9 protein-coding genes, 2 tRNA genes and 1 pseudogene are annotated in these 16,832 nt (G+C 40.4%); 10 read left to right on the top strand and 2 right to left on the bottom strand.

Annotated features, from left to right (window positions below):
• The first annotated feature begins 29 nt into the window (after positions 1-29).
• The gene (locus tag ACK5MF_RS01560) at positions 30-722 is read left to right on the top strand and encodes a DUF2726 domain-containing protein (protein ID WP_416918703.1); all 693 of its coding nucleotides are present in this window, start codon (positions 30-32) and stop codon (positions 720-722) included.
• Between the two features lie 11 nt (positions 723-733).
• Here the strand turns inward: ACK5MF_RS01560 and ACK5MF_RS01555 are convergent, their stop codons facing one another.
• Complete coding sequence (locus ACK5MF_RS01555) at positions 734-1,786, bottom strand: GGDEF domain-containing protein (RefSeq protein WP_416918701.1); 1,053 nt, start codon at positions 1,784-1,786, stop codon at positions 734-736.
• 294 nt (positions 1,787-2,080) lie between these two features.
• Between ACK5MF_RS01555 and ACK5MF_RS01550 the strand changes: the two genes are divergently transcribed.
• The 6 genes from ACK5MF_RS01550 (at position 2,081) to ACK5MF_RS01525 (ending at position 8,274) form a co-directional block, all read left to right on the top strand.
• Positions 2,081-2,157, top strand: a tRNA-Val gene (locus ACK5MF_RS01550).
• A 34-nt stretch (positions 2,158-2,191) separates the two neighbouring features.
• A tRNA-Val gene (locus ACK5MF_RS01545) sits at positions 2,192-2,268 on the top strand.
• Between the two features lie 319 nt (positions 2,269-2,587).
• A complete protein-coding gene (locus ACK5MF_RS01540; protein ID WP_416918699.1) occupies positions 2,588-3,361 on the top strand; it encodes a Wadjet anti-phage system protein JetD domain-containing protein in 774 nt (257 codons plus the stop codon).
• An 8-nt stretch (positions 3,362-3,369) separates the two neighbouring features.
• On the top strand, positions 3,370-6,312 hold the full coding sequence (locus ACK5MF_RS01535) for a hypothetical protein (protein ID WP_416918697.1): 2,943 nt from the start codon (positions 3,370-3,372) through the stop codon (positions 6,310-6,312).
• On the top strand, positions 6,305-7,714 hold the full coding sequence (locus ACK5MF_RS01530; protein ID WP_416918695.1) for a hypothetical protein: 1,410 nt from the start codon (positions 6,305-6,307) through the stop codon (positions 7,712-7,714). Before ACK5MF_RS01535 ends, ACK5MF_RS01530 begins: the two co-directional genes overlap by 8 nt.
• The gene (locus ACK5MF_RS01525) at positions 7,711-8,274 is read left to right on the top strand and encodes a condensin complex protein MksE (protein ID WP_416918693.1); all 564 of its coding nucleotides are present in this window, start codon (positions 7,711-7,713) and stop codon (positions 8,272-8,274) included. Before ACK5MF_RS01530 ends, ACK5MF_RS01525 begins: the two co-directional genes overlap by 4 nt.
• Positions 8,275-8,396: 122 nt before the next feature.
• Here ACK5MF_RS01525 and ACK5MF_RS01520 read toward each other — a convergent pair.
• A pseudogene (locus ACK5MF_RS01520) lies at positions 8,397-8,592 on the bottom strand (IS3 family transposase); the annotation flags it as partial.
• 163 nt (positions 8,593-8,755) lie between these two features.
• Between ACK5MF_RS01520 and dptF the strand changes: the two are divergent.
• Genes dptF through dptH form a run of 3 tightly spaced genes read left to right on the top strand, consistent with a single transcriptional unit; the run spans position 8,756 to position 16,783 of the window.
• Positions 8,756-10,345, top strand: a complete 1,590-nt coding sequence (dptF, locus tag ACK5MF_RS01515; protein ID WP_416918691.1) for a DNA phosphorothioation-dependent restriction protein DptF — start codon at positions 8,756-8,758, stop codon at positions 10,343-10,345.
• Between the two features lie 2 nt (positions 10,346-10,347).
• Positions 10,348-11,700 carry a DNA phosphorothioation-dependent restriction protein DptG gene (dptG, locus tag ACK5MF_RS01510; protein ID WP_416918689.1) on the top strand — a complete coding sequence of 451 codons (1,353 nt, stop codon included), beginning with the start codon at positions 10,348-10,350 and terminating at the stop codon, positions 11,698-11,700.
• Positions 11,681-16,783: a DNA phosphorothioation-dependent restriction protein DptH gene (gene dptH / locus ACK5MF_RS01505; protein ID WP_416918687.1), complete on the top strand. Its 5,103-nt coding sequence runs from the start codon at positions 11,681-11,683 to the stop codon at positions 16,781-16,783. Before dptG ends, dptH begins: the two co-directional genes overlap by 20 nt.
• Positions 16,784-16,832: the final 49 nt, after the last annotated feature.

Below are 16,832 nucleotides of genomic sequence, written 5' to 3'. Positions count from 1 at the left end.
CGTTTTAGCTCAGGAGTCGGCTTATTATTATGACCAACATATTCATTGTTGTTGCCATTTTGGTTTTGTTTTTTTATGTGATTCAGAAAACAGTCACCCGTCGTGATGAAACCAAAGACTTTGCGTACAAAGTAAAAGGTCCAGTTTTAAATATGACGGAAAGCGCTTTTTATAATGCACTGAAGACTGCTGTTGGTGAGCATGGTGTCGTATTGACAAAAGTGAGCATGGCGAATTTAATCACCCCGACGAAAACCAATAATAACAAGCAGTGGTTCATTGCGTATAATCGTATTGCAAAAAGCTATTTTGATTTTGTCGTTTGTGATGCGCGGACATTAGAGCCAAGAGTCGTGATCGAGCTTGATAATGGCAAAGAGCTGAAAAAAGGTAAAGTTGAGCGCGAGAAGCTTCTTATTCATGTATGTAAATCAGCAAACATTCCATTAATTGGCACTAACGTAAAACTGAGTTATCAAGTCAGTAAACTAAGACGTTTGCTTGCTGCGCATATTGACCTTATTGAATCCGATAAAGAAGTGCGTTTTTGTAAACGTTGCGGCAGCCCTATGGTGATAAAAACGGCTAGTCAAGGTGACTTTAAAGGGCGCAGATTTTTCACTTGTAGCCGACAACCACATTGTACTTATACAGAAAATTACAACGTAGTGTACGAACTCGATAATTATGACCAAGATATGGATGTTGAACGTTTAGATTGAGAGATGCCATTTCAACAAATGCTGCTATCTTCGGCGAAATTTTTTGCAGAACGACTTAAACGGACTTGGTTTCGTCCGTTTTCTTTTGCCTGATAGAGTTGAATATCGGCAAGTTTCAATAGGTCGCTAAGCTTATCGCCGTCACTGTATTCACAGATCCCTACACTGAGAGTGATTTGAATTCTTTTGTCACCAAATGAAAACAGATGGCGGCTCATCATTGCACGAACTCGTTCACCGATTTGTTCCGCTTGCTCAATTGGATTATCGAACAATGTTACGCAAAACTCTTCGCCACCAATGCGGTATAGATTGTCGTCACCTACCACCTGGCTTAATAAACGGGTGGTTTCCATCAGAACTTTATCGCCAGCATCGTGACCATATTGGTCATTCACTTTCTTAAAATAATCTAAATCAATGAAAAGTAAGCAAAGCGTTGTCTCTTCGTCTTTGTGCGTTTCAAAGTGTTTGAATGTTGAAGTTAGTGATAGACGGTTATGTGCGCCAGTTAATGAGTCACGTGATGCTAGATAAGTTAATGAATTTTCTATGTTTCTACGATTGAATTCATAAATGTGAGCAATAATCCACACGCATATGTAGCAGGCGATCAGATTTACGAAAGTGGGAAGTACCGCAACTGATTGGTGTATCTCCATGTTGTTATAAATGCTTGCCAGATGGACAATGAGTACAACGAAACAGAACATTCGCCCCTGCTTTAAACCCAATAACGAATAAAAAAACACCGGAAACAACATGCTCCAAATATAGGTTCCATGTTCGATTGGCTGAATATAAATACTGATAGATGCGACAAAAGTAAATAAGTATACAAACCCTTGAATATGGAATGTCTTGTGCCTGTTTTTCTTTGTTAATTGATAAGCATAGAAAGAGTAAGAACCGAGCATCAAATCCAGTGCTAAGAGAAAATAGCTGCCGGTTACTTGAAAATGAAAAACAGAAAAACACAGAGAAATAAAAGAAATAAAAAGACTTACTCCCGCCAAAACGGAAGCTCGAAGTGTGTGTGAGTTATCGAAAATATGAACGTCCATTCACTACTTTGATGTCAGGTGGCTTTGGTATTTTTTAGATAAATTCAATATTACGTTTTTAGAGTAATCATTCAATCTGTTTTTTGGGTTGATGTCACAAAATTGGAGAGAAGTGGGTTGCACGCGTCTTATTAATAAGATTGTTGCTAAACGAAGGTTGTAAGTTAAGGTTTCGGCATTGTGAGTAAAAAAACACCAAACTGTCGATAGAAGAGCCAATTAGTTCAAAAACATAGAAATTGCACTTGCATGGCTCAGCCTCTGTCGCTAATATCGCTTTCGTTCTAAAGCAGTGCGTCCGTAGCTCAGTTGGTTAGAGTATCGCCTTGACATGGCGGGGGTCGGTGGTTCGAGTCCACTCGGACGCACCATTCATTCTGTAAGAGTGCTTAGAACACAAAATTTGGGTCTATAGCTCAGTTGGTTAGAGTACTACCTTGACATGGTAGGGGTCGGCGATTCGAGTTCGCCTAGACCCACCAAATTTATAAGATAGCCCACCTTGTTAGGTGGGCTTTTCTTTGCCTGTAATATATTGATTTCCATAGTTCTCTCCCGTTTTACGCACGTTGAAACTTACTGCTCTGCAAGCATTCAGTCTTGCTGGTGGTTTTTAGGGGGGCATAATGGGTGGAAAAATACAGTAGTTAGAATGAGACCGAAATGGCGGGTACTTCATGCCATTCAACATCATTACTATCAGTGTAAAAAATCACGAACACAGTATTGAAGTCAATACGGCTTACAATAACCAAATATCATAGTAATATACTGAATATCAAATAGATAAAAGTGCTTACTATGCTGCTCAACCAATACCTAACCAAAATAGAACAAGGAAAAGTCATCAATCTCGACCGTTTTATTGCGTGTTTGCCGTATTCTGACTCTCAGCAATGGAGACGGGTCTACGAGGCTGTGCGGGTGCGTGGTGGGTATCGACTTACTATCGTTGATGAACAAGCTCATCAAGCTCTTTATAAGCCATTAATGCAGGACAGGGTAAGTGCGGCAAAGTATGGTCGCTCTCATGATTTCACCACCAGTTTCTCGCACATTTTAGTTTTAAACCAACATTGTTCATCGGGTATTCCGTTTGTGGTTCTTTCCGATGCTCGTGGTTTTAAAACCGAAGGTCATTTGTGCGGCAAGCAAGCCGTGATTGTCGAAAACGTTGAAAATTTTTATCGTTATGAAGCCTTTCTGGCTGCTATTGAGCAACATGGGTTAATAGCTAACTGCGATATTTTGTTGGGCGCTGGTAATCAAATATGCGATCAGCTTAATCTTCCATTACTCTCTCAGTATGATGTTATTTACTGCGCTCAGGATTTGGATTTAGGTGGTTTGACTATCTATCAAACATTAAAGAATGCTTTACCACAGTGCCAGTGGTTGTCTCCGCCTGACTGGAATGGACATAGAGATAAATTTAATCTTAAGCCTAAAACATCAGACCATCTGGCTAAGGCTGTAAAACTGGCTCGGGATTTAGGGCTTACACAAGAAGCGGAGTTAATGAATCAAACTCGCGCATTTTTAGAACAAGAATCTTTCTTGTCATTAGAAAACTAGGAATTGAAATGGATAATCACGCCGTCGACAATTTGCTTATCAGTATTTCCCGTTTAGTTGCCGTCGACTCAGCAGGTGTTGCTATCGCTGAAATTGACCTTAGAGAAGGTGGGATATTGATAGGTGGAGGAAATATCGGCAAAACATCACTTCTCAATGCGATTCGCCTGTTTTTACTACCGGAAGAAAACTTTAAACATTCCTCTAAAAAGTTTGGTTTTTCCGATAAAGAGGGAAAATTTTTCTCTGACGATGAAAGTTATGAACACTATGTCCCAAGCAACAGCAGTTTTTTGATCCTTGAATGCGATAATTATTTGGGAGGTATTTTACCTCACTGTCAGATTTTATACCGGGGGAATACCGATAAGCTCGATTATCGTCGTATGTTTACGTCTCTTCGCTACGAGCAAATACGCCATCTGTTCTGGGATGCAAACGCAGGGGAAGATGGTATTGGTGGTCGAGTCGATGGTTTAAGCCCGACAAAAGTACAAGAGTTCCTAAAGAGAGAAGATAAGTACTTTAAAACCTTAGTTCGTTCTTCAGCGATTAAGGACGTAATTTACGCTAATCAACTGCTTGATGTTGATGCGATGCGCTTTTGTCTTTTTCCTCTTAGCGCCACCGACGACGCGAATGTCGATGCATTCCGTGCTTTAGTTCGACTGCTTTTTGATATGAAAACAGGGTCCGATACCGTTCGCGTTGCGGTTGCGAATATTATTGAAACCCAGAAAAAAGAGCGTAAAGACGAGCTGAATTTCGATATTGATGCTTTTATTGAGCACAACGATACGCTCGCTCGACGTGAACGTCTGTTAAATAATATTGAAAGTCTTCGTCCTGAATTTGAAAAACTCTCCGCCAGTTATCAAGAGTTAACAAAGAATAAAAACGCGGAACAAGAGCTGATGCAATACACCATGATGGCGCAAAGCAAATGTGATCAGCAAAGTAAAGAGTTCGGCATTGAAGAGAGCCAACTGGCGTTACTGGAAAAACGTGTCCGTGTGAGTGCTGCCGAATGTCGTCAAATAGAAAGTGCCCAGAAGAGCCTAGAAGGTGAACATCGTACTTTGCTTCGTCAGCAAAATAAGCTTGATGAACTCGTGCAAAAAACGCAGTTGCTGATTAATCAGTATGATGAAGACGATACGTTAGAAATTATTATTGCTGGTCATCGTGAGCATTTGGCGGAAAAAGAGCATGAGCTTGAACTCAAAGAGAGCGCAGAACAACGCCAGCAAGAGTTGTTGGAACTGAAGCAAGACATCGAAAAGTTCGAAGCAATGGCAAAGCGTTATCAGGCGTCGGTTGATAACCAACAGTTTAAATTGTTCAACCAGTTAGCCGAACCTGTGTGGCTGAAATTGGCGGCTCTGAATATTGACGTTGCGGAATCGAATCTTGGCAGGGCGTTGTCTTCCTCTGAAGAGCAGGCGATTAATGCTTTTACTGAACTGATGACATCAGATGACAGTCGTTGCTACCAACTGTTTGGAGTGACACTCGATGCAATATCGATAGATAAACGGGAATCCGATCAGAGCCGTTTAACTAAGCTGCGCGCTGTTCTTGATAGAAAGTATAAAAGAGTCGCTGACATCACGGCTATGGATAACGAGAGTCGTTTCGAACAAGTAAAAAACATGACTGCTTTAAAAACGGAAATCAGTCGAACTCAGGCAGAAATAGAATTGCTTTTGGCTTCGAATAGCAATTCACAACAGCTACAAACTCTCAATCTCGATCTGGAAGAAGTAGAAAACAAACAATCCGAGTTAGTGAGGAAATTAGAAACTCAAAATGAACTATTAGCTCAGGAAAAACAAAAACACACAGAGCAGATAGACAAAGTGAGTGAGATGAAAACTCAGCTTGGTAATTTGACTCAGTACTTACTTGCAGCAAAAGCTCAATTGCAAGCAAATGGCTTGGCAACTAATGAGTTTTCGGTGATGCCAAATCCGTCTCTGGTACTGAGTGAAGACAATTTGCATCAGTTAATTGATAACTTACAGAATAAGCGTGTCGCGCGAACGGATATTGTTAACCGAATCCAAGATTTTGTACGCAGTCAGGTTTTGGAAAACGATGATCAACTAATGCGTTCGTTTGTCGATGATGAACTGCTTATTCATGCGTTTGAACAGCTTCAGTCTCGCTATCAGGGATTGGACGGTGAATTTGATATTCTGCGTAAAAATTTCGTGGAGCATAAGCATTCGATTCATAGCATTATCAATGAGTTGAAAAACAACCGGGAAATGGTGCGTCAGTTTGAGCAGAGTATTAACCGCGCATTCGCTGGAGTCTCGATTAATGATTTAACTCAGGTCGAAGCAACAATTAAAGTTGAAGCTCGCTTTAGCGACTTAGTTGGGGAAATCGAACATTTAGATACGCACTCTGATCAAAAGGCTTCGGATCAGTTTATCGAACGGCTAAAAGCGTTTAGCCAGAAGTTCTTCCCGGATGGGAAAGCGGCATTACTGACCATGGAACAGATTGTGGCTGGTATTGCGTATCGGGTGAAAAAGCAGGGACAAACTGGTTGGGAAAGTAAGTCGCAATCAACGTCGACCATTATGCTGATTAACCTTAAGCTAGTGGAAATCTTACTGGGTCGTCTGAGAAACAAAGCGTGTACTACCCATTTCCCGCTGATCATTGATGAAGGCGCATCGGTTGACAGCTCGCAGTTTGACTGGTTACTTCCAAACCTTAAACAAGCAGGTTTCCGGGTGCTCAGCGCTTCAACGAATTCTGCTTCTAGTGAGATTATTTTCAAATTTGGCCAGCATTTCCGCTTAGACGCAATGCGAACGGCTACACCGTATCATCCTGCTCGGACTATCGCTTTCACCGGTATGCCAGATAGCTTTGTGGTTAAGGGCAGCACAATGGACAGAGAGCAATTAGATATGTTTGGAGATGCCGATGAGTGAGCAAAGACTGCTGACGATTCCAACCTTTTCCATCATGCTTGAGCATCATTCCATTATGCGGGACGTTATTCGCGAAATGGATACGAACGGCGAGCCCTATGTGCGTGAATCCAGGTTTGTTGCTCAGCTACATCGTTATATGAAAGATCAGAGCAGGGAAAAACGTCAGCAATTACGAGCTGCATTTGCAACCGATAACATGCTTTCCGCCCATATCTTAGTTGATAAGGATGAGTTTGGTGGAGAGAGTCGGTTGATCTTTGACCGCTCGGTCATCGGCTTGTTTCGCCTGTTTGATAAAAGCCTGTTTCAGGATCTGACAGATGTAGCACTAAAGACGCAATTGGGCGGCATACGTTTGTTGTTGAAGCAAATTCAGTCAGGCTCACTGTTATTTAGCGATGACGATTTAGACTACAAAGAACTGATGGATGAGCTGTTTCATCGTCTCAGTGAATTGCTGAACAACATCCGTCTTAATCTGGTTAAAATGCAGGCAATTAATCAGGAACTGAGTGAAGCCAGTGAACTGGCGACAAAAACAGATAATCCTCAGACGTTTTCCATTCTTCAGAGAGAATCTATCAGCAAGATTTCTCATCTGCTTTCACGCCATATTCTACCGACAAGACAGTTTCTCGACGAGAAAAGTAGACTCAACGACGGACCAAACCTGTTTGAATGTCTACAGAAATTACGAGAGAGGTTTGAGTTTCATCAGGATCACCAACGAGCGATGGCGATGCTGAGGTATGAAGTCAGCTTTAACAGTTTTCATAATCAGATCAGTAAGGTATCTCATTCAGTAGACCAGTTCTTGGCGCGTTCTAAAAAGCGCCTTAAGCAGTTTAATGCGATTGAAGCTGCGTTTGGGGAGTTGGCAGAAGCGTTAGATGCTACTCGTCAAAATCTTAAACGAAGTTTGATTGATGGAGAATTCGCCCGTAACAACGGTGCATTTTTAGGTTTGATGCAGCAAGCAAGACCAAAAGTGTTACGCATTAGTAGTTCGGAAGCCTATCTGAATAACGTCGTTAGTGATATCGAAGCCAGAGTGGCTGATCAGAACTTACTGCAGCAGAATCGATACGTGGAACTGGTAAGCTTAAAAGATAATTCAACCCAGTTACGCCTGCTGCGCGCTGAGAAAATATATGAGCTGATAAAGCAGATGCAGATGGCTGAGTATCAGGATCTTACCTTGGCGTTACATCGTAGATTAAAAGATAACCTCGAAGGCTATCAGTTTGTTGACTTGTTAGAAGGCATTAACTTTGTCATGCGTAACGACGCTTTGCTAGATGGTCACGTAATCAATACCACCAATTATCGCAACCGCGTATCTCAAGATGAGATGGTGTATTTATATCGCAAGATAAGAACAGAGAGAGTGAAGCAATGACAACGGCTTTTTCACAAATCAATATGGCGAGAAGCCAGCAGATATATGCCACTTTTGTTAACGGTAGAGTGCTTACTAAGCAGGTATACGATATCTATCAACAGCAGTTCTTAGATAGCCCTCTGTATACCGAGCTCTATAACCATCTCGAGCACTTCACCCAGTTGTATTTACATATTGGTTATACTTTGAACTTCAACGTTGAAGGTGAATTTTTCTATATCAGCCGCAGTGATGATGAAGAAGACGCGGACGTCAATGCCACTAAAATTCAGGCAATACTGTTGATTATCGCTCGCTACTGGGTAGATAAAGGTTATGACCTTGATGATTTAACGACACCGGTTATTGGATTAGGTCGAGCAGCTTTGGATGAAATTGCAGAACAAGCGATTTACAACGATATTCGCCAGGCTCTCGGTATTGAAACTTGGGACAAAGCGATAAGTTACTTGGCAGATCGTAACTTTCTCTATCCATGTGGTGACAGACACTATGTCCTAAGCTCTGCTGGAATGCACTTTTTAAATAGGCATGTCGATAAGTATTCAGAGCAGTAACTGTAATGAAGCCTCTACGGAAGCTTTATACTAATCTTATGTTATGGCAAGAACAGTCGTCTGCAATCTCTGTGGCGTCGTCACTTGCAGCATGAACTGTTCCAATTCGGCTGGACACTTCATTATGTGACATTTTTCTTTTCAAAGTTAACTGAGCTTAAATACCCAAGAAAACTGTGCCTTCTCGTCCGATTATAATCAACCTCAATGTACTCGAAAACAGTTTGGCTTATCTCGGGTTGTGATCGGCTCGTATTGGATCGCTTCAACTTTCATCGAGTGGAAGAAGCCCTCAACACACACATTATCCCGGCAGTGATAGATACCTTTTAGTTAGACATTTATTAAATTAATAACATACCCGACAGCATGTTTTAAATGATAGAACCTACCAAATACCAACAATTTATGTTTTTATATGTGACAAATAACATAGGAGTCATGATGGGCTCATAGCGCAGTTGTGTACGTAGGTTAAATAATGGAATTTATCAAGGCGTTAAGCTTACTATCCAAATCATCTCCGTTTGCGGTCAGTACCGAAAACCCTGAGCACGACAGTGATTTAGTTGTGTACAAAAGTTATCTTTACATTAAAACAGATATTGAAGCTGATTTCGAAAAAGCATTGCTAAAATCCCGTAGTGGAGAAATCATTTTTTTGTGTGGTAGTAGCGGTGACGGAAAATCGGAGATATTGACTCGTTACAGTAAGAAGCATCGCACAACCACTGATTTCCACCTTGATGCGACCCATTCTTTTAGCCCAAATCAAACAGCTATCAATGCTCTGGATGATAGATTCACAGCGTTTAAATCTAACAATCGTCCATTAGTGATTGGTATTAATACCGGTATGCTTGGTAACTATGCTGAAGAGGGGGCTGATGAACATGATGATATAAAAACGTCGATAAAGCAGTTTTTATCAGGGCAACCAACACCGAAAAATCATACCTATCTTGATTTTGAATCTTACCCAAAATTCCACTTTTCCGATGGTGTTAGTCATTCCGATTTCACTGAGAAATTTTTGATTCAATTGACACAAGCTGATTGGAGTAATCCGTTTTACGTTTTATATGAGGCGGAAAAAGAGCGATCAGGTTGGACCAAGCTGTGCACCAACTTTGCATTGCTAAGCAATTTCTCTATCCAGAAAACAATCGTTGAGCTGCTGTTAAAATCCCGTTTGATGAAAGACCAGTTTCTCACAGCCAGGTCGTTGCTCGATTTTGTTTATCAAATGTTGAGCATGAAAGGTTATTTGTTCGACAACCTTTTCACTGCAATCGACAATGAAATCTTGGAACAGCTAAGAAGCTTTGATCCAAGTGCTACGCATACTCGAGATATAGACGAATTCATTTTGCAGTTTGGTCTAGGTATCGAGAATTCAGGTTATGTTGAATTAAAACGAAAACTTGCAGAACTCGGAATTACAGATATCGCTTCTCCCCGTTCATTTTTGAGAGCGATTTATCTACTTAAGCATGATGACAGCTTCACCAATGGCTATTCGCAACAGTTAATCAATAGTTTTGATAACCGATTAGTTGATCGGTATGCAAACATATGGTTACTGCATCGAGACTATGATGGAACCCCTGATCTTCGTAACGAACTGAATAAATTTTATAGGGAATCACTGATTCCAGCTGTGCACAACTATTGCAATAGAAATGCGCCGTTTTTAGAAAAAGGCACTTATTTTGTGAGTGAATACAATGGATACCGTCTTGCAACGGAGTTAGACATTAAACCTGACTTTCATTCAATTCAAACGCAACCTATTTCGAGAATCAGTGGATTTGACGCTAGGTTAAAAATTGGGGATGACAAACTGAAGGTTATTCCCATCAACATTAATCTTTTCCAACTTTTGGAAGGGATTAACCATGGTTACCGACCAAATAAACACGATAAAAACTCTATTTTGCAGCTCGATGATGTAATAGAGCAAATCATTAGTACAGCCAACAACAACCACGTACTTCATGTTTTTTCTGATCAGATGAAGTTTAAAGTTGTTAAACAAGATAGTGATTATTTTGAAGTCAGTGGGATTTAGATATGAATGATTTTGCTTTACCGTTTAAATCGGATCTTGCGGTGACCAGTCAAGATGTTGCAAACAAAAACACATTAAATAGCTTCTTATCTATTCGAACCAAGGGAAATGATTTTGAATCAGATATTGTAGTCGGGATGGTCCTTAGCGCGTTACTAAGGAAAAAAGTTGAAGGTTACAGTTATGATGATTTTCGAAATGACTGTAAAGGTAGATTTGAGGCTAAATTAGATGATGCCCGTTTTTGGTCAGTTTTGGATAAGATGTACTTTGAAACAGAGGCTCTGTTTAATATCAGCCCCGAAACTTTACTGTTCAAAGGGCAAAAATCTCATAGCAACAATAAAACAAATGACCGTTTTGCATCATTATACATTAGCTTGTTACAAGAACTGCGTATTAAAGAGTTCGACACTAAACTAAACTTTTTAGAACATGAGATCTTATCCACACTGAATGATAAAATGGGGGAAGCTAAAGAGAGGTCTTATATCGCGAAAGAGAAGCCTTATCTGCCATTTTTATCTCAGTCCTTTAGACAAGATTTACAGTTTCTTTCTCAGCATCCTAAATATTTGCTCTCTCAGATTAAGCCATTTCTTAATATTTATGGTTTTGTTTATGTTTCCCAACTTGCACTTTCATTAACAGATTGGCGCCGCTGTGAAGAGCCAACTCATAAGCCTCTTTACTTCATCATGGACCATGAAAAAGCTAGCCAAGAAAGGGTACATGTACGAAATCATGGGTATAAGCTATTCGAGAAAAGTTGCTATAGATTGTTTCCTTACTTATCCATGTTGGAAATGTTGCAACCAGATACCAATTCCCTTGAAAAAGGAAAAAAAATCCCTCTTTGGGAATTAGCATCAAGAATCGAACGCAACAAAAACCAAACAACGAAAGAACGACTTGAGTTGTTTGCCAAAGCTTTTAAATCAAATCGTAATCTTCCAAACAATCTTCCTGACAGTGGAGACTCTTTGGATTGGTTAGAACAAATATTAAACCTAGCAATCGCCCAATTTGAAGATACTTCAACAGAGCGGCCCGCTATCAACAAAAAGTATGTTGGTGAAGTCGAACAGTATTTAGCTAGTGATTTTGTGCAAAGGCGTGGACGTGCTGGCCGAGTGTTAGTTCTAAACCAAGATTATCTGCTTCTTTTAGCTAATATCTCAATTGGTGAAAAAGACAAACTGCGTTTTCAAGAATTAATTGTTGAATTCCGTAAGCGTGGTATTTACCTCGATAAACAAACTGAAATTGAATTGATAAAGTTTTTTGAGCGAATTGGTAACGTTGAAAAAATGAGTGATAGTGGAGATGCGGTATATGTCCGAAAAACAATTTGAACGTTTCCTTGCTAAACAATTTAGTCAATGGTCTAAGCGAGGCATTCCTGCCGGATTTCGATATCATTTTAAATCACCTGACAGCGATAATAGTCAACGTTTGCACAACGCAATGATTGAATTAGCCTCCGGACATTTGGTGACAGAACAAAATATTGAACTCGCGTTTATTGAAACAGGGCAGAGTAAAGTCATCCCAGTTTTACATGGTGAGGGTGAGGACGGAACGTTTACAGAAAATTACATTTCACACCTTCGAGATGCTATCGCAGGTCAAGACGGCGTTTTTCATGGTTGTTCACTGGTCGTTATCCATAATAGCTTGTTGGACACACTTATTAACTCTGCCGATAATTTGGCGAGTGAAGGTCAGGTTTGGAGTCCAGGGCTTATTTGTGATGCTATTAAGCAACTTGTTGTTAAGGACGATAAAAACCGAGATGTTTCGGAATGTTTGCTTGAAAATCAATTCGAAAATATTTTAGAAGATGGGGCGACCATGTTTGGTTTTGAAGCCCTATTCAATGCAGTAGAAGATGGCAATTTGCTCTTCCACGAATTGGATATGTTTGATGACCCGTTAATTACTAAAATGGGCCAAAACAAAAAGCAGATTCAAGGTCGATTAGAGATAAATCGTCAGTTGTATCAAGAGATTGCATTTGAAGTCGAGAACTTCAGTGATGATTTGATTGAACACTTAAAAGCGTTTAGTGAAAAGTTTGTACGAAAACATTTTATCGATGCTGAGCCTGATACGTGGCGTTCATTAGAGCTAGAAACTCTACTGCAAGAGAAAAAGAACAATACTAAAGCTCAGTTGGTGCTGAAAAAAGAAGAGCTGTCAGGTGGTGAAGTAACAGCAAGAAACCGAGCTGAGTCCAAAGCCGGTATGCGTGATAGACATCTCATCGTTGAACTTGACCCGGAACAAAGTGAATTTGAGCTAAAATTGTCTTTCGAAGGTACCAGTGATTTAGATAAGCAACAGTTAAAAATTCAACCAGCGAAACTTTTTAATCAAAGAGAAGAGTGGATTGTTCGTAATTCATTTAAAAGCGCTTTTGCAACTTTGAAAGCGACATTCTCTGGTATACCAACGTATTTCTCCATTGTATTGAAACGGGACAATACAGCGGAAAGTTATAAATTCAGTTGCTTACTCGTGCCGAAGGGAATGTTTTATATCGAGCCGATAAGAAACATTTTTACTCTTGAGCCGAAAAAGGAACGAATCAAGCTCAACATGGATGAAAATGTATTGCGAATTAATCCTGATATCCCACACTCATATCATTTGCAGGATACTAAATCGATTATAGATATGACCGCATTTGGTATTGTGGATTTCGATGCGTTAGCAGGAGAGTCAGATGAGATTGAATTTTCAATTGAATCAGGCGAACACCAACTCGATATTCGTGTCGAAGGTAGTTTAGCGGTCGACTCTTTACCTTTGCCACTCTTACTTAACAAAGGCCGTTATTACAAGCTGTTTGACGACGAATACAATGGTGAGTTTTTATCAGGTAAAGGCAAAGTTTCACTGGATAATAGTGAGTTTACCATAACCGCAACTCGTCTACAGTTACTCAAGATAGAACATCAGATGGCAAGCGAATCACTATTGTTTATTAACAACGACCAGGTTCTTAAGCTTGAAGATATTCGTGAATATGCACCTGCGGTTTACTTGGGTTACAGCGAGTTGTTTTCTTATTTAAGAGAGAAAAGAACAACACCTTCTCTGGTATCCTGGGGCAAAACGTTTTCGGCTATTGTCGAGCGTGTTATAGACGCCTGTATTCAATATTATGAAAATATCTCACCTGATGGTCCTCTCTCTGATGAAGAGAAGAAAGTTATTAACATAGGAAGAGTATGTTTAGATAGTGATGAGTTTTTTTCGCCTTATCACCCCTTAGTTTTAGCGTATTTTTCTAACTTGAAAAAACAGATCCAATCTGATGAGAATGACACTTTTACCAATATTCCGTTAGTGACTCTTGAGCGATTAGCTCCGGCTGGTCTGCTACCGTTTAGTTATCATCCAAAGTTTGAGTATGCTTATAATCAACAGGTAAAAGAGAATGCCTTTTGGATCCGAAACGTACCGCAAGAAAAAAGTACCTACGATTTTATCCGTAAGCTCGTTAATGAAAAAATTGATGAGTTTCAATCGGCATTTAGCCAGCTGTTTGAAGATGAGAACAACAGCTTAATAGTTAATGCTGTGAACCTAGAAAAAGGTGAAGAGTTCTTTCTTGGCATTGTCGATTATATGAAAGCGAACTTGGATGAAGCTTCATCCATTCACGTTAATCTTTATGATCAAGAGTTACAGTTCAACGCGTTCGATCAGTTTGCAGAAACGGTTAACTATGACGAACTCAAACAGTGGTTAGACTTGGATAAAGGAAAAGTTCGTGAGGTCGCGGATACCGTTATTGACCTTCTGCGGACGCGTTTAACTTATAGCAAGTTTACCAATAAGCAAATCGATCAATCGGGCCAAGCGTATTCACATCTCACGTTTTTCCGTAACAATAGTAAAGTGGATTGTACTGAGGTCGACATCGATACCATGGAATCTGGTGTGGCTGCTGGTGGTCTTCTGTCTGGCGAAGCGTCACAAAGTAGGCAAGGCTCCTATTATACGGGCTTCGGTCTAAAGCAAGTCGAATACAGTGATAAACCACATCTTAAAGTTGCAAAATTAATCGGTTCATTGATTAAACCCGCACTTGGTAAAAATGTTCAATATCATGGGAAAAATGCAGTTTCTCTGGCAGTGAGTGAAGACTTCCGAGCATTATTAAAGCATTCATACGATAGTTCAATCTGGACCACGATTATTGATCCCAAAGTGACCTTGGATTTCTTCCACAGTAATGAAGATGTGGTGCTAATCCATTATTCTGATCAATACACCACATCGTCTAGCTACGATGCGATAACTGTTACGGCACAGCGACATCTGTTTGAGAAAGTGCTGTCTCAGCAAAACGGCGGTTTTGTTGATGAGTTCAATGCCTTCAATGGCGATTGGTTGCTCAAAATGATCAGTGCGCCTACTAACGGTCATAAGTCCGTTGAGCAATTTGAAAGGCTGAGAAAAGAGCGCCGTGGAATCATCGGTGCTTATAAATTTGTCACCAGTATGCTGAGCCAATCAGATATAACATGGGTACCCCTTTCTGTTGCTGAGATGATCCGTGTCTCAGGCAACTTAGGTCTGAAAATGTCAGACAGTGAGTTCTCCCGTAAGGTGAATGGTTACCGCCAAGGTGCGATTTCTGATGATGTGCTGATGGTTGGGTTAAAAGACCAAACCATGTATCTATTGCCTTTAGAAGTTAAAACCGGAGCTATTCCCAACTACGCTAAAGCAATTGAGCAAGCAAAAGAGTTAGGTCGATATCTGCGAGAAGACATTTTAGGTGGTTCAGGGATTGTTCCTCAACTCTATCGTAGCTTGTTTATACGCCAGATATTGATGCAGGTAGATAAATATCGGTTATACGAGGTATTTAGCAAGGGTTACTTTGATCGACTACTTGCAGAGAAAGAGCAATGGTTAACTGGTCATTTTCAATTGGGAGAATTAAACAACTACCCACAAGGGTTTGTTGTCAGTCATTTGGAATCGGCCGCGTGTTTGGATACTAATTACACTGTACAAGATGACATCTTGCGGATTGATCTGCCAATGTCATTGTTGGATACATTAGTGACAACGCCACTGCAGCAGTTGCTACAGGGTCAATCGATTAGCCAAATCTGCAAAGTGCCAGAGCAATATCTGCTAAGAGCTACTGACGAGGCTAACTTACCTGAAACTGAAACCGTCAGCGGTAGTAAAGGTCTTGAGTCGAATGTTTTACCTCAAGAGGAAATTGAACTTCCTAAAGTTGCTGAACCGAATTTGCATGGTAGTTATATACCAAAAGAAACTGTCTCGGATAACCTTAAAGTATTGTTTGGACATAATACGTTAAATGATCAGCCTCTGATCTGGGAGCCAACCAATACGGCCAAATTTATGAATACCAACACCGGTATTATTGGCACCATGGGGACCGGGAAAACGCAGTTTACCAAATCGGCAATTACACAGTTATATCGTAATCAGTCAAACAACGTGGATGGGCAACCAATTGGTATGCTCATATTCGATTATAAATCTGATTATGTTGATGACGAGTTCCAACAAGCCGCGGGTGCCAAGAAGTTTAAGTTATTCCACTTGCCTTACAATCCGCTTAGTCTGTTTGGTGATACACCGATGCTGCCTGTTCACACTGCTCGAGGGTTCTCTGAGACTGTGGGTAGGGCATTTAATCTTGGTCAGAAACAGCAGCTCAAGTTGCGCCAGCTAATTAGTGATGCCTATGAGCTCGCAGGTATTCATAAATCCGATCCAACAACTTGGTCAAAACCAGCCCCAACTATCGAAGATGTATGGCAGTTATTCTTGAGTAGCGAGCCTGAGCTTGATTCTCTTTATGCAGCCTTAGAAAGCTTGTGTGAATTAGAAGTATTTGAGACCGATCATCAGCAATGCCAAAGCTTATATGACTTGATTGATGGCATAACGGTGATTGAACTTGCTGGTTATCCCGGTGAGATCCAAAGTCTTGTCGTAGCGCTGACTCTGGACCTGTTTTATATGCAGATGCAGAAGAAGGGTAAACCACAAGTACAAGGTGACTTCCGCCAAATAACCAAGATGATTCTGGTGGATGAAGCGGATAACTTTATGTCACAGAACTTCCCAAGTCTAAGGAAGATTCTAAAAGAAGGGCGTGAGTATGGCGTTGGTGTGATTCTATCAACCCAGGATATTACGCATTTCCAAACCGGTGAAAATGACTACTCAAGTTATATCCTCACCTGGGTGATTCACCGTGTGGCTAAGATTAAGCCGCAAGATATCAAAGCTATGTTTAGCGTTAATGATAAGGCTGAGCAAGATAGGTTGATGGATACGATTCAGAAATTAGATAAGCATTATAGCCTTTATATTGATGGGGCGAAGAATATTGTGAAAATGAGGGATAAAGCATTTTGGGAATTGATTTAAAGTTGTCTCATTTTTAAGTGGGTTAAATAATTTATTTGGATTCTATAGA

The organism is Vibrio sp., assembly GCF_047973365.1.
Lineage (GTDB): Bacteria > Pseudomonadota > Gammaproteobacteria > Enterobacterales > Vibrionaceae > Vibrio.
The sequence above is the reverse complement of the archived record's forward strand: the minus strand, read 5'-3'. Positions and strand labels throughout refer to the sequence as shown.